The organism is Hyphomonas sp. (assembly GCF_013823385.1).
Classification (GTDB): Bacteria; Pseudomonadota; Alphaproteobacteria; order Caulobacterales; family Hyphomonadaceae; genus Hyphomonas.
In genome coordinates this window covers 188,045-207,774 of sequence record NZ_PNMA01000001.1, presented here as the reverse complement: position 1 = coordinate 207,774, position 19,730 = coordinate 188,045, and the positions used below count along the sequence as shown (strand labels likewise).

Here is a 19,730-nt window from a genome sequence, read left to right as displayed (position 1 = left end):
CCGGCCCCGGCCCGCTCTCTTAAAACCAAGATATAAACACAAGAGGTAATTCACATGGCTGCAAAACACGTTGTTTTCGGCGCCGATGCCCGCGAGAAAATGCTCCGCGGCGTCGACATCCTCGCAAACGCTGTGAAAGTCACGCTCGGCCCGAAAGGCCGTAACGTGGTCATCGAAAAGTCTTTCGGCGCTCCGCGCACCACGAAAGACGGCGTCACGGTTGCGAAAGAAATCGAGCTGGAAGACAGACTCGAGAATATGGGCGCCCAGATGCTGCGGGAAGTGGCATCCAAAGCCAACGACACCGCAGGTGACGGCACCACGACCGCTACGGTTCTCGCCCAGGCCATCGTTCGCGAAGGCATGAAGCGCGTTGCTGCTGGCATGAACCCGATGGACCTGAAGCGCGGCATCGACAAAGCCGTCGCCGAAGTCATCTCCGACCTCGCTCACCACTCCAAGAAGGTGAAGACGAACGAAGAGATCGCCCAGGTCGGCACCATTTCCGCCAATGGCGAGACCGAAATCGGCCAGATGATCGCTGAAGCCATGGCGAAAGTCGGCAATGAAGGCGTCATCACGGTTGAAGAAGCCAAGGCGCTCGAAACCGAACTCGACGTTGTCGAGGGCATGCAGTTCGACCGCGGCTATATCAGCCCCTACTTCATCACCAACCCGGACAAGATGATCGTCGAACTCGACGACGTCCTGATCCTGCTTCACGAAGCCAAGCTGTCGAGCCTTCAGCCGCTGCTCCCGATCCTTGAATCGGTTGTCCAGTCGCAGAAGCCGCTGCTGATCATCGCTGAAGATGTTGATGGCGAAGCCCTGGCCACCCTCGTGGTCAACAAGCTGCGCGGCGGCCTGAAAATCGCGGCTGTCAAAGCTCCTGGCTTCGGCGATCGCCGCAAGGCCATGCTGCAGGACATTGCCGTTCTCACCGGTGGCCAGGTCATCTCCGAAGACCTCGGCATCAAGCTTGAGAACGTCGGCATGGAAATGCTCGGCAAAGCCAAGCGCGTGTCGATCGACAAGGACAATACGACCATCGTCGACGGCGCCGGCAAGAAGAAAGAGATCGAAGCACGCGTTTCGCAGATCCGCAAGCAGATCGAAGATACTTCTTCCGACTATGACCGTGAGAAACTGCAAGAGCGTCTGGCGAAACTCGCTGGCGGTGTTGCCGTGATCAAGGTTGGCGGCGCAACCGAAGTCGAAGTGAAAGAGCGTAAGGACCGCGTCGACGACGCCCTGAACGCAACCCGCGCTGCTGTTGAAGAAGGCATCGTCCCCGGTGGCGGCACGGCCCTTCTCCGCGCTTCGCGTCACATCGATGTTGTCGGCGCCAATGACGACGAAAAAGCTGGTATCGACATCGTCCGCAAGGCCCTGGAAGCTCCGGCTCGCCAGATCGCCGAGAACGCAGGCGTTGAAGGTTCGGTCGTCGTCAACACGATCGTCAACAACAAGTCGCGCTCCTACGGCTTCAACGCCCAGACCGAAGAGTATGGTGACCTCGTCCAGATGGGCGTCATCGACCCGGTGAAGGTTGTCCGCTCGGCTCTGCAGAACGCTGCCTCGGTGGCTGGCCTGCTGATCACGACGGAAGCCGGGATCACCGAAGCTCCGAAGAAAGAGTCTGCTGGCGGCGGCATGCCGGGCGGCATGGGTGGCATGGGCGGTATGGACTTCTAAGTCCGCCCCCTTCGCACCCCAGCGAAGATACCAAGCAGCCCTCCGGAGCAATCCGGGGGGCTGTTTACTTTGGGTCATGATTGCAGGCGCGCCGCCACCTCCTTAGCATCGCAAAAAAAGAATGCTGCGGAGGAAACGGATGGACTGGAATTTCGGTGACATGCTTGATGCCGTGGGCGCGGCGCTCGGGCCCGATGACCTCGCCCTCGCTCATGGTGATCGCCGCATCTACTGGCCGGACTTCACCGCCCGCACCAACCGGCTTGCCCGCGCCCTGCTCGGCCTCGGCGCCGTGCGCGGCGACAAGGCGGGCTTCTACATGCGCAACCAGCCCGAATACATGGAAGCCATGGCGGCCTGCTTCAAAGCCAGCCTTTCCCCGGTCAACGTCAACTACCGCTATCTGGACGATGAACTCGTCTACATCATCGACAATTCCGACTCGACCGTCGTGTTCTTCGACGCCGAGTTTCTCGCCGAAGTCGAGCGGGTGCGCGCACGCCTGCCCCGCGTGATCGCCTGGGTGCAGATCGGCGGCGACACGGTCGCCCCGTTCGCGCACGGATACGAGGCGATGACCACTGAGGGCGATCCTTCCCCTCTGAAAGGCGAACGCTCCGGCGACGAGATGTTCCTGCTCTATACCGGCGGCACCACCGGCCTGCCCAAGGGCGTCATGTGGACCCACAACATCTGGCGCGAAGCGGGCATGGAAGGCGTGCGCAAGCTGGGCGGCCCGGTTCCCGAAACGATGGACGAGCATGTCCAGAACGCGCTGACTGTCGGCCGCTTCTCGCGCCAGCTGCCGGCCTGCCCGCTGATGCACGGCACCGGCTGGTTCACCGCGATGGGCGCCATGCTGAATGGCGGCGCCGTGGTGACGCTGTCGGAAAAGACCAGGTTCAGCCCGGAAAACCTCTGGGATACGGTCCACGCCAATGGCGTCACCTCCATGGCCATTGTGGGTGACGCCTTCGCAAAGCCGATGCTGAAGACGCTCGAGGAAAATCCCGGCCGGTGGAACCTGTCCAGCGTACTGGCCATCGTCTCATCCGGCGTGATGTGGAGCGCGGAGGTGAAGCAGGGCCTTCTGAAACACATGCCGCAGGCGGCGCTGAACGACAGCTTCGGCGCCTCCGAAGCGGTCGGCTTCGGCAGCTCCGTCACCACCGCCGATGGCGGCACGCAGACCTCCAAGTTCGAAATCGGCCCCAGCTGCAAGGTCTTCACCGAGGACGACCGGGAAGTCGTTCCCGGCAGCGGCGAGCCCGGTTTCATCGCGCGCGGCGGCGCCGTGCCACTGGGTTACTATAAAGATCCAGAGAAGACCGCCCGCACCTACAAGACCATCAACGGCATGCGCTACGCCATCCCCGGCGACTGGTGCACCGTCGAAGAGGACGGCACGATTACCCTGCTCGGCCGCGGCTCCAACTGCATCAATACCGCCGGCGAAAAGGTCTATCCCGAAGAGGTCGAGGAAGCGCTGAAATCCCATGCGGCGGTCACCGACGCGCTGGTCGTCGGCATTCCGGATGACAAATGGGGACAGGCCGTGACAGCCGTGGTCTCGCTGAACGGCGCCGCTACCGAAGACGAGCTGCGCGCCTTCGTGCAGTCACGGATTGCCCGTTACAAGGCGCCCAAACGTATTCTGTTCAAGGACAATCTGGGCCGCGCGCCCAACGGCAAGGCAGACTACAAGTCGATCAAGGCGTTTGCGCTGCAGGAACTGGGCATGCCGGGCTGAGGACGGCCTGCCCCGATCAATCGGCCTTGCGGCGCACTGTACGGAATACGGCGGTGGCGCGCGCCGCCAGGCCACCATCTTCCTTCACGATGTTTGCGCTGACATGAATGAAATCCCCATCCACGGAGGAGACCTCCGGATGGGCTTCGATCCACTCGCCCTCACGGGCAATTTCCATGAATTCCAGCGTCAGCCGGATCGTCACTGACATCTTGCCGGTCGCGCTCCACACGGCCCAGGCCAGCGCGCTGTCTGCGAAAGCCGACATCATCCCGCCATGCAGGAAACCCATGCCGTTGCAGTGCCGGTCCAGCACCCAGAGCCCGGTGCGCATATCACCCGGCGCCGTTGCCCGGTAGCTCGGCCCATTATGAATGGTGAACTTCCCGCGCGAGGGCGTGAGCGCAAAGCCGTCCCGCGGCGAGAGCTCTGCTGACTGGCTGTCAGCCACCGGTATTGCCGAAGAGGGGATGAACGACCGTATCGCCCGGCTCTATGCCCAGCTCCTTGGCGCGCCCGCCAGGGATCTCCAGCACCGCGCGAACCGGCACGCCCGGACCAATCGACCGCAGCGAACCGGGCTGAGCATTGCGCGCAATCGCGATGACGCGGCCATCCTCAAGGATGAACAGCATGTCGAGCGGGATGAGCGTATTCTTCATCCACATGCTGGCCTGACGGGTCATCCCGAAATCAAACAGCATGCCGGCATCCGGCGCGAGTTCCTTGCGGAACATCAGGCCCTGCTGGATCTCTTCCGGCGTGACCGCCATCTCCACGGTAAAGGCGTGCGTTTCATCGCCCGACTTTATGCTGAGAGGAGCGGTTTCCAGCTGGGCGAAAGCGGCCTGAACGAACATGGCCGCAGCGAATACGAAGGTGAGGATGAAGCGCATCATGGCGCTGGTTTACCGGGGCGTTCTGCAGGCGGCAAGCGCCTAGCGCGGTTCTATCGGCGCTGCCTCACGGCGGAGACATGCTCGCCCTTCGCGCCGGCCTCGATCACCACCTCGATGCGCGTGCCCGGCTCGATCTCTTCATAGCCGGCCTTCCGCAGCGCCACGGCATGGACGAACACGTCCGTATCATCGCCATCCCGCAGCACGAAGCCATAGCCCCGCGCGCGGTTGAACCATTTCAGGGTCACGGTTTCAAAGTCCGGCCGAAGGCCTTTCTCCTGAGCCAGCACGGCGCGGGGGCGCTCCATCTCGATGATATGAACCGTCTGCCAGCCGCGCTCCTTGCGCACCGCGTCGCACACGATCTTTGCGCCTTCATCGGCATAGTTTTCGCCATACTCGCGCAGGCAGGAGATGTGCACCATCACATCACCCGTCATATCGGGCTCGGAGCTGGATTCGGCCACGATGAAGCCATAGCCCTTAGCGCTGTCGAACCATTTGATATGGCCGATCACGCGCGCGGCAGGCTCGCTGGCAGTTGCCTCTGATTCGGTTTTGGCTGCAGTCTTAGTCATCAACCCAAATTCCCCAGCAGGGAAACCTAGAGCGTGAGGAAGCGCTTGTCACGCGATCTTAACCCATAATGCGGGTTGGACGCCATATGGCCGTCTAGAAAGCGAGCAGTGCGGGGGAAGTCTGGTGGCAGTCCCTAGGGGAATCGAACCCCTCTTTTCAGGTTGAAAACCTGACGTCCTAACCGATAGACGAAGGGACCGCACCGGCTTGAGAACCGGGCATATAGCGGGTGATTTCTCACCCTGCAACCCGTTTCCATCGCTGTTCTGCAGAAGATTCACAGCATTGAGGCATCAATGATTTCAAGTTGCACCCTGCGCCGGCCATTCCACTGGTCGGACTTGAGGCGTCCGGCGAGACCGAGGCGCTGCCCGGTGCGAAGGAGGTCGCCAATCGGCTCGTCGGCAACGCGCCAGGCTATGCACTCGATGCGGCCGGTATTGTTCTCGGCGGTGAAGCGCAGATGATTGGCGCCGATGCGGCGCACGCCGGTGGGCGTCACGTCCGTCAAGGCAAACACAGGCTCAGGCGCGCCGGTGCCGAATGGCCCCAGCGCGGCAACCTGATCATAGAGCGCCGTGGTGGCACTGCCCGGCGAAAGAACCGCGTCGATGTGAAGGTCCAGCGCCGCATCCCGCTCCGCCTTGAACTCGGCCATATGGGCGACCATCCATTCGTCGAAGGCGGGGATCTGGTGCGGCTCCAGGCTGAGGCCGCCGGCCATGGCGTGGCCGCCACCGGACAGGATCACGCCCTCACGCGCAGCCGCGGAGATAGCGTCGCCCAGGTTCACGCCGGTAACCGAGCGGCCAGACCCTTTCGCCACCGGTCCAAGCCCCTCGCCCCAGCCGATGATGATGGTGGGCAGGTGGAACCTGTCCTTCAGGCGGCCCGCCACGATGCCGATCACGCCGGGGTGCCAGCCCTCGCCCGCCGCGATGATGATGCCGCGATCGGGATTGGCCGCCAGCGCGCGTTCGGCCTGCGCTGTGGCCTCGTCCTGGATCGCCGCCTCCACAGCGCGCCGTTCATCGTTGAGCGCATGCAGCCGCTCGGCGAGCGCAATGGCCTCCCCCCGATCATCCGTCGCCAGCAGCTTGGCCGCGAGCCAGGGATCGCCCACACGCCCGCCCGCATTGAGGCGGGGCCCAAGCAGGAAGGTCGCGTGATAGACGCTGTCGATCTGGCCGATCCCGCTGACATCGGCGAGCGCCCGCAGGCCGATATTCTCGCCGCGCGACATGATGCTGAGCCCCTGTCGCACGAAAGCGCGGTTCACACCGGTGAGCGGAGACATGTCGCACAGCGTGCCCAGGGCACAGAGGTCAAGATAGGGCAGAATGTCCGGCAACCCGCCTTTCGGGGCAACATTGCGCTGGCGCGCCAGCCGGTTCATTGCTGCGGCGAAGACGAACACCACGCCGGCCGCCGCCAGATGGCCATGGGCGGAAGGGCAATCGGGCCGGTTCGGGTTCACCAGCGCGGCGGCCTCCGGCAGATGGCCTGACATGAGGTGATGGTCGATCACCACCACCGGCAGATCAATCGCCCGCGCCTCGTCCAGGGCGCGCACGGCTGCCGCCCCGCAATCCACGGTGATCACAAGGTCATAGCCCTGCGCCTTGAGAAAACGGAACGCCTCCGGAGAGGGGCCATAGCCCTCTTCCAGACGGTCGGGCACGTAGAGACCGAGTTCCCTGCCCCAGGCGCGGAAATAGCGTGCGAGTATGGCCGAGGATGTGCCGCCATCGACATCATAATCTGCGAACACGCAGACGCGCTTTCCGTCGAGGATCGCGTCAAGGATGATGCCGGCCGCCTTGTCCATGTCGGCAAAGCGGCTGGGATCAGGGAACAGCTCGCGCAGTGTCGGCGCCAGATAGCTCTGCGCAGTCTCAGGCGTTACGCCCCGCCCGGCCAGCAGACGCGCCACAAGGTCAGAGCCCGCCGCCACCGGCATCAGCCGCCGCACCAGCGCCTCGTCCACTTCCGCCAGCCGCCAGCGGCGCCCGCCGGCGGAGCGTTCCACGCCCAGAAACGGCGATCCTTGGACAGTGGCGGGTTGGGACATGGGAGGGCTTTCCGGAGAATCAGCGCCCAGAGTAAACCGAACCGGCCTCTGGGTGAAATCCATCGCTGCACAGGGCTGGCGAAACGCGGCCAACCGGCCTAGACGGCACGTCAGAGCACTACCCCCAAATACCACGAACGAGAGCGCCCCATGATCCCCCGTTATACCCGCCCGGAAATGGCCGCCATCTGGACCCCGGAATCCCGCTTCCAGATCTGGCTCGACATCGAAACGCTGGCTGCCGAAGCCATGGAAGGGATGGGGCAGATCCCGAAGGGCACGACCGCGGCCGTGCGCGAACGCGCGAAGTTCGAGCCCGAGCGCATCGACGAGATCGAGCGCGAAGTGAAGCATGACGTGATCGCCTTCCTCACCAACGTGGCCGAACATGTCGGCGATGAGGCACGCTTCCTGCACATGGGCATGACCTCTTCGGACGTGCTGGATACCTGCCTCAATGTGCAGCTTGTCCGCGCGGCTGACCTGCTGCTGACCGGGATCGACCGCGTTCTTGCCGCCCTCGAAAAACGCGCCCGGGAGCACAAGTTCACCCCCACCATCGGCCGCAGCCACGGCATCCATGCCGAGCCGACCACTTTCGGCATCAAGCTTGCCACCTTCCATGCCGAGTTCCAGCGGGCGCGCCAGCGCCTGGTGATTGCTAAGGAAGAAGTCGCCACCTGCGCCATCTCCGGCGCCGTCGGCACCTTTGCCAATATCGACCCCAAGGTTGAGGAACATGTCGCGGCCAAGCTGGGCCTGACGATTGAGCCCGTTTCCACGCAGGTCATCCCGCGCGACCGTCACGCGATGTATTTCGCCGTGCTGGGCGTGATTGCCTCATCGGTTGAGCGCCTGGCCACCGAAGTGCGCCATCTGCAGCGTACCGAAGTTCTGGAAGCCGAAGAGTTTTTCTCCGCCGGGCAGAAGGGCTCCTCCGCGATGCCGCACAAGCGCAATCCGGTGCTGACGGAAAATCTGACCGGCCTTGCCCGTCTCGTTCGCTCAGCTGTTACCCCGGCGCTTGAAAACGTCGCCCTCTGGCATGAGCGGGACATCTCCCACTCCTCCGTCGAGCGCGGCATCGGCCCGGATGCGACGATCCATCTGGACTTCGCACTCCACCGGCTTGCCGGCGTGGTGGAAAACCTGGTCGTCTATCCGGAGAACATGCTCGCCACGATCAATTCGATGGGCGGCCTGCACAACTCCCAACGCATCCTGCTGGCGCTTGTGGAGAAAGGCGTCAGCCGCGAGGATGCCTATCGCCTCGTCCAGCGCAACGCCATGCGCACCTGGAAGAAGGAAGGCCCGCTCAACGAGCTGCTGAAGGGCGACGCCGACGTCACCGCACGCCTCTCCGCCGCCGAGATCGACGCCCTGTTCGACCTTGAATACCATTTCAAGCATGTCGACACGATTTTCGCCCGGGTTTTCGGCAAAGCCTGAAGCAGGCACAACAGATCGGCTTAAATCAGGGCGGGCCTGCGGGCCTGCCCTTTTCTTTGCAGGTCATGCGGTTGACCCACAGCGCTGGCGGGTGAACATCCCGCAATCCTTGGACTCACATTTGCGGGGCTTGATCGCATGAAGAAACTACTCCTGAGCGTGGCGCTGGGCGCCCTCCTGACAGCTTGCGCGCCGGAGGCGCCGCAGACGGAGGACACCGCGGCCCCGGCTCCCGCGCGGTCTGCAAGCGATGAAATCCATTTCCGCTCGCTCTTGCTGGATACCCACCTCGATACACCGGCCTATTTCCACACCCCCGACTACACCTTCTCCAAGCGGGGCGACTTTGATGTGGATGGCACGCATGTCGACCTGCCGCGCATGAATGAGGGCGGGCTGGATGGCGGCTTCTGGGTGATCTTCACGCCGCAGGGCCCGCTGGACGAGGCCTCCTATCTGGCTGCGCGCAACATGGCCGTTATGCGCCAGATGTCGATCCGGGAACTGGCCGCAAAGTATCACAATGATGTTGAACTGGCCTTCTCCACGGCAGATGCCGAGCGGATCGCAGCGGCCGGCAAGAAGATCGTCTTCCAGAGCATGGAAAACGCCTATCCGCTGGGCACCGACATTTCGATGCTGGACACCTTCTACATCGGCGGCCTTCGCATGATTGCGCCGGTCCACTTCCGCAACAGCCAGTTTGCCGACAGCGCCACCGATGTGAGCCCCGCCTATGGCGGCCTGAGCCCGCTGGGTGAAGCGCTGGTGCGGCGCGCCAACGAGCTGGGCCTGATCCTGGACGGCTCGCACGCCTCCGATGACACCGTGCGCGACATGCTGGAGCTGTCGACCACGCCGATCATCCTGTCCCACTCCGGCCCCAAGGCCGTTTACGATCACCCGCGCAACGTGCCGGACGACCTGCTGATCGCCATCGCCGAAGATGGCGGTGTCATCCAGATCAACGCCTATGGCGCCTATCTGGAAGCGCTTCCTGCAAGCCCCGAACGCCTCGCCGCGCTCGCCGAACTGGAAGCGCAGTATGGCCGCGACACCTCCACGATGGATGACGCCACCCGCGACGCCTACCGGGCCGCCTTTCAGGAGCTGAACAAGGCCTTCCCGCCGCCGCGCTCCACCTTCGAGAAGTTCATGGAGCATCTGCTCTACACGCTGGAGCTGGTTGGCCCCGATCATGTCGGCGTCGGTGCGGACTGGGATGGTGGCGGCGGTGTCGACGGCATGAAGGACATCGTGGACCTGCCGAAGGTGACCGCGCGCCTCGTCGAGGCCGGCTACTCCGAGGAAGACATTGCGAAAATCTGGGGCGGCAACGTGCTGCGCCTGATGTCGGAAGTCGAGGCGGCCCGCAGCTCCGGCCTCTCCTCGCCGCAAGTTCTGAACTGATCCCAGCCATCAGGGCCGCCGGTTTGCCGAAAAGCCGTGAGGGATGGTTTGTGCCATCACCTCGCGGCAGGCCTCCGGATTCCCGGTTGATGGGCCCAGCAGGCTGTCTGATGGTCGTCCGGAATCAGAAACTGGAGGAACCTGGATGGCGCGCAATCTGTTTGACCTGACCGGCAAGGTGGCACTCGTCACCGGCGGCAGCCGCGGCCTTGGCTATCAGATGGTCAAGGCCTTCGCGGAGAATGGGGCCGATGTGATCATCGCCAGCCGCAAGCTGGACGCCTGCGAGGCCGCCGCCGAGGAAGTGCGCAAGATGGGCCGCAAGGCCTTCGCCTTTGCCGCCCATTGTGGCCGCTGGGACGACATCGATGCCCTGATCGAGGCGTCCTATGCCCATTTCGGGCGCGTTGACGTGCTTGTGAACAATGCCGGTTCCGGGCCGCGCATGGCCAGTCATGAGGTGACAGAAAACCTTTTCGATTCCGTGCTGAACCTGAACTTCAAGGGCCCCTTCCGCCTGGCAAGCCAGGTGGCCAAGCGGATGGCCGATGGCGAGGGCGGCTCGATCATCAACATCTCGTCTTCCGGCAGTCTCGTGCCGCTACCGCATGTGGTACCCTATGGCTCAGCCAAGGCGGCGATCAATGCGATGAGCCTGTCTCTGGCGCATGAATATGCCCCGAAAGTGCGGGTGAACACGATCTGCCCCGGCCCCTTCCTGACCGACATTGCCAAGGCCTGGCCGGAGGAAATGCGCCAGTCTGCCGACAATGCGCTGGGCCGGCCCGGTTACCCTGAGGAAATCGTGACGGCGGCGCTCTATCTTGCGAGCCCGGCGTCGAGCTTCACCACCGGGTCGCTGCTGCGCGTGGATGGCAGCGCGGCCTGAGCCCGGCAGAGCAGCGTCAGAAACCCGCAAAGGCGCGCCAATGGCGGGCCTTTTTCGGACAGGCGCGGACATTTGCCGGACATTTCCGGACAATCTTGGACAAATCCGGACAGTAATTGGACAGGCCAGGACAGAGAGGCCCCTTGCATGGACGGGTGCGTCCCGATAATGCAATATTATTACATTACTTAACCGTGAGCCTCCCAGATGAAACGCACGCTCCTGCTGACCGCCATCTCCGGTCACCTCCTCGCCGGCCTCGCCATTGCCCAGGAAACCGATACGCCGCGCATCGAAGCGCCCATCATCGTCACCGCGCCCGGCCCCGCGCGCTCCAGCGACGAGCTGATCGGCAACGCCACCGCGCTTGACCGGGCTGACATCGTCGGCCGCCTCTCCGGCACGCTGGGCGACACGCTGTCGGGCGAGCCGGGCGTCTCTTCCACCTTCTTCGGCCAGGGCGCGAGCCGGCCGGTTCTGCGCGGGCTCGGCGCCGAGCGCGTTCAGGTGCTGACCAATGGCATTGGCGTGATCGACGTGTCCGCCGCGAGCCCCGACCACCAGGTCTCGGCCGATGGCATCGACGCCGACAAGATCGAGATCCTGCGCGGCCCGGCGGCGCTGGCCTATGGCGGTCAGGCGATTGGCGGCGTGGTGAACGTGATCGACGGGCTGATCGTGGACACCCTGCCGGACCGCGCCGTGAGCGGGGAAGCCTATGGCGCGTGGAACGGCGTCAACCGGGGCACCGAAGCAGGCGGGCGCGCCGCCTTCGTCGCCGGCCCGCTCGTCTTCTCCCTCTCCGCCTCCCAGCGCGACTTTGGCGACTACAAGATCCCCGGCCTCGCCGAGTCCCGCCAGCTTCGCCACCGCGAGGAACTGGAGCATGAGGGCCATGACCACGATGATGATGACGATGATCACGATCACGATCACGAGGAAGAAGCGGCCATTTCCGGCCGCCTTCCCAACTCCTTCCTCGATACCGAAACGCTGGGCGGCGGCGTCAGCTGGGTGGGCGAGCGGGCCTTTGCAGGCTTCGCCGTGCGCCAGCAGACCTCGAAATACGGCCTGCCGGGACACGCCCACGCGCATGAAGAAGATCATGACGACGAAGATCACGATCACAGCGAGGAAGCCTCGCCCTATATCGACTTCAAGCAGACGCGCTATGACTTCCGTGCCGGGATCAATCTGGATGGTCCAATCCTGAAAGCCATCACCGGAACGCTGTCTTACTCCGACTACGAACATAGCGAAATCGAGGGCGATGAAGCCAGCTCTGTCTTCAAGACAGACGGCATTGAAGGCCGGATCGAACTTGACCACGCCCTTGCCGGATTTGAAGGCGCGGTGGGCGTTCAGTTCCTCGACAAATCCCTCGACGCCACTGGCGGCGAAGCCTTCCTGACGCCGACCGACACCAAATCCTGGGCCCTCTTCCTTTACGAGACCCGCGACTGGGACAATGGCTTCGGCATTGAGGGCGGCCTGCGCGTTGAGCAGCTGGAGCATGACAACTCCGTAGCCGGAAAGGTAGAATTCGACCTCTACAGCGCCTCGGCCGGCGTTCACCAGCATTTCGGCGATGGCTGGTTTGCCGGCGCGCAGGTCGCCTATACCGAGCGCGGCCCGAATGAGAGCGAACTCTTCGCCTTCGGCCCGCACCTTGCCACCGAGCAGTTCGAAGTGGGCGACGCCTCCCTCGGCAAGGAGAAAGGCCTTAACCTTGAAGGCACGCTGCGCTGGCGCGGCGACCGGGCGAGCTTCGGCGTGAACCTCTTCCATACGAGCTTCAGCGACTTCATCTATCTCGCCCCCGGCGCGATTGAGGAAGACGGCGAACTCGTGACCGAGGAAGACGGCCTGCCGGTCTTCGCCTTCGTGCAGGATGATGCCACGCTTTATGGCGGCGAAATCTATGGCGAATATTATATCGATCAGGGCCCGCTGGGCGCCAACTGGAAGCTCCGCTCCGGGATTGATTATGTGCGCGGCGAACTCGACAGCGGCGGCAACCTGCCCTTCGTACCGCCCCTGCGCGTGACGGCCGGCGCGGACGCCGACTGGCAGCGCGTGATGGTGGGCGCGAGCGTGGAATGGGCGGACAATCAGCGCCGCGTGGGCGACGGCCAGCTTGGCACCGGAGACTATACGCTGATCAACCTCAAGACCGCGCTGAAACTCTCCGAATACGGAATTGGCCGGGAGGGCACGCAGCTGTTCGTGGAAGTGCGCAATATCGCGGATGAAGAGGCGCGGCTCGCCACGTCTGTTCTGCGCGATACGGTGCCTCTGCCGGGCCGCAATGTGCGCGCGGGGCTGCGGTATACGTTCTGAGGCGGACGCCCTTCGGGCGCCCCTCACCTCCCACCGCCTGTGGCGGCGGGCCCCTCCTCTCCCAGAGGGAGAGGGGTTGGGACTTCACCTCAAGCGCAACGCCTGACCCCTCTCCCGCGAAGTGGGAGAGGGGGGGCCCGCGCGCAAAGCGCGTGGGAGGTGAGGGCCGCCAAGCGTGGGCGGAATGACAGGGCTAGACGTGGATCACGCGCCCTTCGGCATCCAGAACGGCCTCATGCATCGTTTCCGACAGCGTCGGATGCGGGAAGATCGTGTGGATGAGATCGGCTTCCGTCAACTCTCCTTGGCGGGCGATGACATAGCCCTGGATCAGCTCGGTGACTTCCGCGCCGATCATATGGGCGCCGAGCAGTTCGCCGGTTTTCTTGTCGAAGATGGTTTTCACCATCCCATTCTCCGCCCCCAGAGCAATCGCCTTGCCATTGCCGATGAAGGGGAAGCGGCCAACCTTGATGTCGTATCCCTTGGCCTTGGCGGCAGCCTCTGTCAGGCCGACGCTGGCGACCTGTGGATGGGAATAGGTGCAGCCCGGAATATTCGACGCATCAAACGGCTCGGCATGGTTTTTCCCATGGATGCCCTCTACGCAGACGATGCCTTCATGGCTCGCCTTGTGCGCCAGCCAGGGCGGGCCGGTGAGATCGCCGATGGCATAGAGGCCGGGCACGCCCGTGCGGCCAAAGCCATCGACCACGACATGGGTTTTCTCGATCTTCACGCCGAGCGCTTCGAGGCCGAGATTTTCCACATTGCCGACGATGCCGACGGCCAGGATGGCCCGGTCGAATTCCTTGGTTTCCTTCTTGCCGTCCTTGGTGGTGATATCTGCGGTGAGCGTATCTTTTCCGGGTTTGAGGTTTTCCACCTTTGCGCCGGTGAGAATGTTCATGCCCTGCTTCTTGAAATCCTTCTCGGCGAAGGCCGAGATTTCCGCGTCTTCGACGGGGAGGATACGCTCCATCACTTCGGCAACGGTCACCTCACTGCCAAGCTCGTTATAGAAACTCGCAAACTCGATGCCGATGGCGCCTGAGCCGATGACGAGCAGGCGCTTCGGCATCACATCCGGCGTCATGGCCTCGCGATAGGTCCAGACGAGCTTGCCATCTGCCTTCAGGCCCGCCTGCGGAATATCCCGGGCGCGGGCGCCGGTCGCCAGCATCACATGTTTGGCCGTATACGGCGTATCCTTGCCATCCTCGCCCTTGACGATGACCTTCGGCGCAGGCGTGCCTTTCTCAAGGCGGGCTGTGCCCTCGATCACGTCGATCTTGTTCTTCTTCATCAGGAACTTGACGCCGCCCGAAAGCTGCGCGGCGACGCCGCGCGAGCGCTTCACAACTGCTTCCAGATCAAAAGTCGGGTTCTCGATTTTCAGGCCGAAGGATTTGGCGTGTTTGGCCAGATGCAGCACTTCGGCCGAGCGCAGCAGCGCCTTGGTGGGGATGCAGCCCCAGTTGAGACAGATACCGCCGAGGCTCTCGCGCTCGACAATCGCCGTCTTCATGCCGAGCTGGCTCGCGCGGATCGCCGCGACATAGCCGCCAGGACCGGAGCCGATGACGATGAGATCGTATTGGGTGGACATGGATTCAGTTACCTTCTGACTCGGCCAATTCAAATATGCGGCTTTCTACTTCTCGCGCCTCCACATAGTCGGCGAGGAAAAGTCCGAATGTTTCATCAACACAAAGGTCCGCACTCTTTAAAAGCAGTAATCGTTCATTATCCTGATCGATTTGCGATAGCCACCGCTCTGGAAAGTTAGCCTCGCGTGCTTTGCTCGCTAGTCGATCCATATTTCCGGTCAGTTCGGGATGACATTCCATCGATTGGGCATCCCAAACTTCATAATAGGCCATCAGCCCACGAACAATGGGTTCTGGTTGCATCAGATGCCAGTTTCCGAAATATGGGACTGGCTCAGATTGAGCATACAACGCCCAGACAAACGCCGAGCCGAAGATCATCAGAACACCAAGTCGTATCATAAGGCACACTAACCCCAGATCTCTCGTGCTACTTCACCAGCTAAAGCAGCATCGCCTCTGGCGTTTCCACATAGCGCTTGAACGCGGCAAGCCATTTGGCGCCCTCGGCGCCGCCGATGACGCGGTGGTCGCAGGTGAGGGTGACGCTCATGACCGTCCGCACGACGACATTGCCCTTCTCGTCGACTACGGCGCGCTTTTCGCCCGCGCCGACCGAGAGGATCATGCCTTCGGGCGGGTTGATGATCGAGGCGAAGGATTTGATGCCGAACATGCCGAGGTTGGAGATCGAGAAGGTGCCGCCCATATATTCCTGGGGCTTGAGCTTGCGTTCGCGGGCGCGGGTGGCGAGGTCTTTCATCTCTTCTGAGATTTCAGCCAAGCCCTTCTGCTCGGCCTTGAAGATCACCGGCGTGATGAGGCCGCCCTCGACCGCGACAGCGACCGAGATGTTGGCGTGCTTGTGATAGGCAATGCCTTTGTCCGTGAACGATGCATTACAGTCGGGCTCGTCGATCAGGGCGAGCGCGGCGGCCTTGATCAGCAGGTCGTTGACCGAAACCTTCACGCCTTCGCGGGCGGCGTTGTTGATGGCGGCGCGGCTGCTCAGCAGGTTGTCCAGCGTGATGTCGACGTTCAGCGGGAAGTGCGGCACCTGCATGAAGCTCTGCGTCAGGCGCCTCGCAACCGTCTTGCGCATGCCGTCGAGGGGTTTGAGCTCATAGGTATCGGGCGCATAGACGCGGTCGTCGAGGATCTGCGGCAGGATGAGGCCATCAGGCGATGCAGGCGCAGCGCCACCGGCAGACGCGGCTTGCGCGCCGGGCTTGGCGGCTTCCACATCGCGCTTGAGGATGCGGCCATGCGGGCCGGAGCCCTTGAGGGCTTTCAGATCAATGCCCTTGTTGGCCGCGATGCGCTTGGCGAGCGGGGAGGCCATGACCCGCTCATTCCCGCGCAGGCGGGAATCTGGCGAGGCAGAGGCGCTCTTCCCTTCCGAGGCCCCCGGCTGCGCGGGGGCAGCCGGTTTGGGAGCAGGCTCGGGCTTCTTCTCTTCGGCTTTCTTTTCTTCAGCCTTCGGAGCGTCTGCCTTCTTCGGGGCAGCGTCCGCAGATGGCGCCTTTACGGAGGATGCATCCTCGCCGTCTTCGGCCAGGACAGCGATGACGGCGTTGACCTTTACGCCCTCGGTGCCTTCGGGCACGACGATCCTGGCGACCTTGCCTTCATCGACGGCTTCGACTTCCATCGTTGCCTTGTCGGTCTCGATCTCGGCGATGATGTCGCCGGACTTGACGCTATCGCCTTCCTTGACAAGCCATTTGGCCAGCGTGCCCTCTTCCATCGTGGGCGAGAGCGCGGGCATGGTGATGTTAATGGACATCAGAACGCTCCTTCACAGACTTTGCGGGCCGCCGCGACAATATCGTCCGCATTCGGAAGGCTGAGCGCTTCGAGGTTTGCGGCGTAGGGCAGCGGGACGTCTTTCTGGTGGACGCGGACGGGCGGGGCGTCGAGATAGTCGAAGGCTTCGGCGACCACCGTAGCGGCGATCTCCGCGCCGACGCCCATGAAGCGCCAGCCTTCTTCGCAGCAGACGAGGCGGTTCGTCTTCTTCACGCTTTCGACAACGGTATCGGTGTCGAGCGGACGCAGGGTGCGCAGGTCGATCACTTCGGCGCTGATGCCTTCTTCGGCGAGGCGTTCGGCCGCCTGCAGGGCAAAGCCGACCATGCGGGAGTGGGCCACAAGGGTCACGTCCGTACCCTCGCGTTTCACCGCCGCCTTGCCGATGGGGACGATGTAATCCTCCACATCCGGCACCGGGAAGGATTGGCCATAGAGCAGTTCATGCTCAAGGAAAACGACCGGATTGGGATCGCGGATGGCGGCTTTCAGGAGGCCCTTTGCATCGGCGGCGTCATAGGGCGCGATGACTTTCAGGCCGGGGATCTGCGCGTACCAGGCCGAATAGTCCTGGCTGTGCTGGGCGCCGACGCGGCTGGCCGCGCCATTGGGCCCGCGGAACACGATGGGGCAACCCATCTGGCCGCCGGACATGTAGAGCGTCTTGGCAGCGGAGTTGATGATCTGGTCAATTGCCTGCATGGCGAAGTTGAAGGTCATGAACTCGACAATGGGGCGCAGACCGGCAAAGGCGGCGCCGACACCGAGGCCGGCAAAGCCATGCTCCGTGATCGGCGTATCGACCACGCGGCGCTCGCCAAACTCCTGCAGCAGTTCGCGGGTCACCTTGTAGGCACCCTGATACTGGGCGACTTCCTCGCCCATGACGAAAACACGCTCATCCTTGCGCATCTCTTCGGCCATTGCATCGCGCAGCGCGTCGCGCACAGTTGTGTCAGTGAAGGTGGTGCCTTCGGGCAGCGAGGTGTCTTTCACGATAGCCGCGCGCGGCTGTTCCGGCGCCTTGGGCCTCGGGTCTTCCTCTTGGGGAACAGCCTTCTTGGCTTCTTTCACTTCGCCTTCTTCAGACTTGGCCTCTGCCTTGTCTTCTTTCGGCTTGGAGGGCGCGGCTTTCGACACGTCTTCTCCATCGGCGGCGAGCACGGCGATGACGGCGTTGACCTTTACGCCCTCGGTGCCCTCGGGCACGACGATCCTGGCCAAGACGCCTTCATCGACGGCTTCGACTTCCATCGTCGCCTTGTCGGTTTCGATTTCGGCGATCACATCGCCCGACTTGATGGCATCGCCCTCTTTCTTCAGCCATTTGGAGAGCGTGCCCTCCTCCATGGTTGGCGACAGCGCAGGCATTAGGATGTCTACGGACATTAATTAACTCCGGAAAACGGAAGAACCTGAAGGAAAATCATCACGAGGCCCGCCGCGCCAACGCCAAAGGCCAGCGAGCGCAGGACAGGCACGCCAAACCAGTAGAGCGGCGCAAAGATGAGACGAGCGAAAAAGAAGAGGGCGCAGCCGAGCGCCGTCCATTCATTGGCGCGGCCGGCCGCCTCCACGATCAGGACGAGCGGCACGAAGAGGCACATCGCTTCGATCATGTTGGCGGTGGCGCGCTTTGCCCTGCCAAATGCAGGGCCTGCCGGCGCCAGCGCATCTCGCGGACCGAGCAGGTCCTTGAGCGCGTACTGACGGTTTCCGGTTACGACTTCGCCGAGAATGTAGACGAGGAAGAGCGCGACCGTGGCCGAAAGCCAGGAAAGCTCAGCGCTCATCACACCGCCTCTTCGATCAGAACATCCGTCCAGAGCTCGCTGGGATCAGGCTCGGGGCTCTCCAAGGAGAAATCGGCCGCCTCTTTCACGATGGCCTTGATCTCGTTGTCGATCTTCTTGAGGTCGTCCTCGGTGGCGTGGCCAAGTTCGAGGATCTGGCCTTTCAGGCCATCGATGGGATCGTGATGGGAGCGGATGTCGTCGACTTCCTCGCGCTTGCGATATTTTGCGGGGTCGGACATCGAGTGGCCGCGATAGCGATAGGTCTTCATCTCGAGGATGTAGGGGCCCTTGCCGCTGCGCGCATGCTTGACGGCCTTCTCGCCGGCCTCCCGCACGGCGAGCACGTCCATGCCGTCCACTTCCTCGCCTTCGATCTCGAAGGAGATGCCGCGCTTGTAAAGCTCGGTCTCGGAGGCATGGCGCTCAACGCTCGTGCCCATGGCATACATGTTGTTCTCGATCACATAGACGACCGGGAGCTTCCACAGCGAGGCCATGTTGAACGCTTCATAGACCTGGCCCTGATTGGCAGCGCCATCGCCGAAGTAAGCGAGGCTGACATTGTCATTGCCGCGATACTTGTTTGCGAAGGCGAGGCCCGTACCCAGCGGCACCTGCGCGCCAACGATGCCGTGGCCGCCATAGAAATTCTTCTCTTTCGAGAACATGTGCATGGAGCCGCCCTTGCCGCGCGACAGGCCGCCGATGCGCCCGGTCAGCTCCGCCATCACGCCATTGGGGTCCATGCCACAGGCCAGCATGTGGCCGTGGTCGCGGTAACCTGTGATGACCTGGTCGCCTTCCTTGAGGCAGGCCTGCATGCCGGTCACGACCGCTTCCTGCCCGATATAGAGGTGGCAGAAGCCTGCGATCTTGCCCATGCCGTAAAGCTGGCCAGCCTTCTCCTCGAAACGCCGGATCAGCAGCATCTCGCGGTAGAAGGCAAGCATTTCTGCCTTGGTCGCCTTTATGGGTGCCTTTTTTGCACTCTTCGGTTTTGTTGCCATAACGATGTGCCTCCCAGAGGCCTTTATGTCGCCGCAATATTGCAACGACAAGTCAGAGCATCGTTGTCAATTTGCAGAGGTGCGCTCGGGTGTGAGGAGAACGATCTCTCCGGGGTATACGAAAGCAAGCTTATCACGGGCCAGTGCCTCGACATAATCAGGGTCCACCGAGCCGGGCGTCAGCCGCCGGATATCGACGCGCAGACGCTCAATATCCTGTTGAATTTCAGCCAGTTGGCTCTTCCGGCTTTCGAGTTCGATCTGGGCATCTGTCCAACGGCCGAGCCCCTTCTCCCCCGCGAAGGCGTGGAAGGCAAAGTAGAGCACAAGCAGACTGAGCCCGAGGGCCTGAAGCCGTGAAACCATGGCTCCACACCTACAGTCTCGTAGTAACCAATTTCTTACCTGCCGGATCTGCCGCGCCGC

The 19,730-nt window shown here is 62.8% G+C and carries 17 protein-coding genes and 1 tRNA gene; 6 read left to right on the top strand and 12 right to left on the bottom strand.

Going from position 1 to position 19,730, the window contains the following annotated elements; all coding sequences use genetic code 11:
- Positions 1-54: 54 nt before the first annotated feature.
- Both groL and C0456_RS01010 read left to right on the top strand, forming a co-directional pair.
- The gene (groL, locus tag C0456_RS01015) at positions 55-1,695 is read left to right on the top strand and encodes a chaperonin GroEL (protein WP_291047470.1); all 1,641 of its coding nucleotides are present in this window, start codon (positions 55-57) and stop codon (positions 1,693-1,695) included.
- 139 nt (positions 1,696-1,834) lie between these two features.
- The gene (locus C0456_RS01010) at positions 1,835-3,445 is read left to right on the top strand and encodes an acyl-CoA synthetase (RefSeq protein WP_291047468.1); all 1,611 of its coding nucleotides are present in this window, start codon (positions 1,835-1,837) and stop codon (positions 3,443-3,445) included.
- A 16-nt stretch (positions 3,446-3,461) separates the two neighbouring features.
- Here C0456_RS01010 and C0456_RS01005 read toward each other — a convergent pair whose 3' ends face one another.
- The 5 genes from C0456_RS01005 to recJ form a co-directional block, all read right to left on the bottom strand.
- Positions 3,462-3,896 (bottom strand): PaaI family thioesterase, encoded by a 435-nt coding sequence (locus C0456_RS01005; protein ID WP_291047467.1) that lies wholly within the window; start codon positions 3,894-3,896, stop codon positions 3,462-3,464.
- A complete protein-coding gene (locus C0456_RS01000; protein WP_367179186.1) occupies positions 3,889-4,341 on the bottom strand; it encodes a DUF192 domain-containing protein in 453 nt (150 codons plus the stop codon). Before C0456_RS01000 ends, C0456_RS01005 begins: the two co-directional genes overlap by 8 nt.
- 53 nt (positions 4,342-4,394) lie before the next feature.
- Positions 4,395-4,922 carry a cold shock protein gene (locus C0456_RS00995; protein ID WP_291047465.1) on the bottom strand — a complete coding sequence of 176 codons (528 nt, stop codon included), beginning with the start codon at positions 4,920-4,922 and terminating at the stop codon, positions 4,395-4,397.
- A 125-nt stretch (positions 4,923-5,047) separates the two neighbouring features.
- Positions 5,048-5,122: transfer RNA gene (locus C0456_RS00990), tRNA-Glu, on the bottom strand.
- Between the two features lie 78 nt (positions 5,123-5,200).
- Positions 5,201-6,994 (bottom strand): single-stranded-DNA-specific exonuclease RecJ, encoded by a 1,794-nt coding sequence (recJ, locus tag C0456_RS00985; RefSeq protein ID WP_291047464.1) that lies wholly within the window; start codon positions 6,992-6,994, stop codon positions 5,201-5,203.
- Positions 6,995-7,144: 150 nt separating this feature from the next.
- Between recJ and purB the strand changes: the two genes are divergently transcribed.
- The 4 genes from purB to C0456_RS00965 all read left to right on the top strand — a co-directional run bounded on the left by purB (position 7,145) and on the right by C0456_RS00965 (position 13,082).
- Entirely contained in the window at positions 7,145-8,443 is a 1,299-nt protein-coding gene (purB, locus tag C0456_RS00980) for an adenylosuccinate lyase (protein ID WP_291047462.1), read from the top strand.
- Between the two features lie 138 nt (positions 8,444-8,581).
- Positions 8,582-9,853: a dipeptidase gene (locus C0456_RS00975; RefSeq protein ID WP_291047461.1), complete on the top strand. Its 1,272-nt coding sequence runs from the start codon at positions 8,582-8,584 to the stop codon at positions 9,851-9,853.
- A 145-nt stretch (positions 9,854-9,998) separates the two neighbouring features.
- Entirely contained in the window at positions 9,999-10,742 is a 744-nt protein-coding gene (locus C0456_RS00970) for a glucose 1-dehydrogenase (protein WP_035595934.1), read from the top strand.
- Positions 10,743-10,949: 207 nt separating this feature from the next.
- Positions 10,950-13,082 carry a TonB-dependent receptor gene (locus C0456_RS00965; protein WP_291047460.1) on the top strand — a complete coding sequence of 711 codons (2,133 nt, stop codon included), beginning with the start codon at positions 10,950-10,952 and terminating at the stop codon, positions 13,080-13,082.
- Between the two features lie 193 nt (positions 13,083-13,275).
- On the opposite strand, the gene lpdA is transcribed toward C0456_RS00965, so the two are convergent.
- From lpdA to C0456_RS00930, 7 genes are all read right to left on the bottom strand, one after another.
- Positions 13,276-14,691, bottom strand: coding sequence for a dihydrolipoyl dehydrogenase (lpdA, locus tag C0456_RS00960; RefSeq protein ID WP_291047459.1), 1,416 nt, complete (start codon positions 14,689-14,691; stop codon positions 13,276-13,278).
- Positions 14,692-14,695: 4 nt separating this feature from the next.
- Positions 14,696-15,094, bottom strand: a complete 399-nt coding sequence (locus C0456_RS00955; protein WP_291047458.1) for a hypothetical protein — start codon at positions 15,092-15,094, stop codon at positions 14,696-14,698.
- Positions 15,095-15,134: 40 nt separating this feature from the next.
- Positions 15,135-16,478 carry a pyruvate dehydrogenase complex dihydrolipoamide acetyltransferase gene (locus C0456_RS00950; protein WP_291047457.1) on the bottom strand — a complete coding sequence of 448 codons (1,344 nt, stop codon included), beginning with the start codon at positions 16,476-16,478 and terminating at the stop codon, positions 15,135-15,137.
- Positions 16,478-17,890, bottom strand: a complete 1,413-nt coding sequence (locus C0456_RS00945) for a pyruvate dehydrogenase complex E1 component subunit beta (protein WP_291047455.1) — start codon at positions 17,888-17,890, stop codon at positions 16,478-16,480. The genes C0456_RS00950 and C0456_RS00945 overlap by 1 nt, the downstream gene beginning before the upstream one ends.
- Entirely contained in the window at positions 17,890-18,294 is a 405-nt protein-coding gene (locus tag C0456_RS00940) for an MAPEG family protein (protein WP_291047453.1), read from the bottom strand. Before C0456_RS00940 ends, C0456_RS00945 begins: the two co-directional genes overlap by 1 nt.
- Entirely contained in the window at positions 18,294-19,304 is a 1,011-nt protein-coding gene (gene pdhA, locus C0456_RS00935) for a pyruvate dehydrogenase (acetyl-transferring) E1 component subunit alpha (RefSeq protein WP_291047452.1), read from the bottom strand. Before pdhA ends, C0456_RS00940 begins: the two co-directional genes overlap by 1 nt.
- A gap of 66 nt (positions 19,305-19,370) precedes the next feature.
- Positions 19,371-19,670, bottom strand: a complete 300-nt coding sequence (locus C0456_RS00930; RefSeq protein WP_291047450.1) for a septum formation initiator family protein — start codon at positions 19,668-19,670, stop codon at positions 19,371-19,373.
- Positions 19,671-19,730 lie beyond the last annotated feature (60 nt).

Bases quoted from the DNA above. Each gene is read 5' to 3' on its own strand.
- groL (WP_291047470.1), top strand. From the start codon at position 55: ATGGCTGCAAAACACGTTGTTTTCGGCGCCGATGCCCGCGAGAAAATG.
- C0456_RS01010 (WP_291047468.1), top strand. From the start codon at position 1,835: ATGGACTGGAATTTCGGTGACATGCTTGATGCCGTGGGCGCGGCGCTC.
- C0456_RS01000 (WP_367179186.1), bottom strand. From the start codon at position 4,341: ATGCGCTTCATCCTCACCTTCGTATTCGCTGCGGCCATGTTCGTTCAG.
- C0456_RS00995 (WP_291047465.1), bottom strand. From the start codon at position 4,922: ATGACTAAGACTGCAGCCAAAACCGAATCAGAGGCAACTGCCAGCGAG.
- recJ (WP_291047464.1), bottom strand. From the start codon at position 6,994: ATGTCCCAACCCGCCACTGTCCAAGGATCGCCGTTTCTGGGCGTGGAA.
- purB (WP_291047462.1), top strand. From the start codon at position 7,145: ATGATCCCCCGTTATACCCGCCCGGAAATGGCCGCCATCTGGACCCCG.
- C0456_RS00975 (WP_291047461.1), top strand. From the start codon at position 8,582: ATGAAGAAACTACTCCTGAGCGTGGCGCTGGGCGCCCTCCTGACAGCT.
- C0456_RS00970 (WP_035595934.1), top strand. From the start codon at position 9,999: ATGGCGCGCAATCTGTTTGACCTGACCGGCAAGGTGGCACTCGTCACC.
- C0456_RS00965 (WP_291047460.1), top strand. From the start codon at position 10,950: ATGAAACGCACGCTCCTGCTGACCGCCATCTCCGGTCACCTCCTCGCC.
- lpdA (WP_291047459.1), bottom strand. From the start codon at position 14,691: ATGTCCACCCAATACGATCTCATCGTCATCGGCTCCGGTCCTGGCGGC.
- C0456_RS00955 (WP_291047458.1), bottom strand. From the start codon at position 15,094: ATGATACGACTTGGTGTTCTGATGATCTTCGGCTCGGCGTTTGTCTGG.
- C0456_RS00950 (WP_291047457.1), bottom strand. From the start codon at position 16,478: ATGTCCATTAACATCACCATGCCCGCGCTCTCGCCCACGATGGAAGAG.
- C0456_RS00945 (WP_291047455.1), bottom strand. From the start codon at position 17,890: ATGTCCGTAGACATCCTAATGCCTGCGCTGTCGCCAACCATGGAGGAG.
- C0456_RS00940 (WP_291047453.1), bottom strand. From the start codon at position 18,294: ATGAGCGCTGAGCTTTCCTGGCTTTCGGCCACGGTCGCGCTCTTCCTC.
- pdhA (WP_291047452.1), bottom strand. From the start codon at position 19,304: ATGGCAACAAAACCGAAGAGTGCAAAAAAGGCACCCATAAAGGCGACC.
- C0456_RS00930 (WP_291047450.1), bottom strand. From the start codon at position 19,670: ATGGTTTCACGGCTTCAGGCCCTCGGGCTCAGTCTGCTTGTGCTCTAC.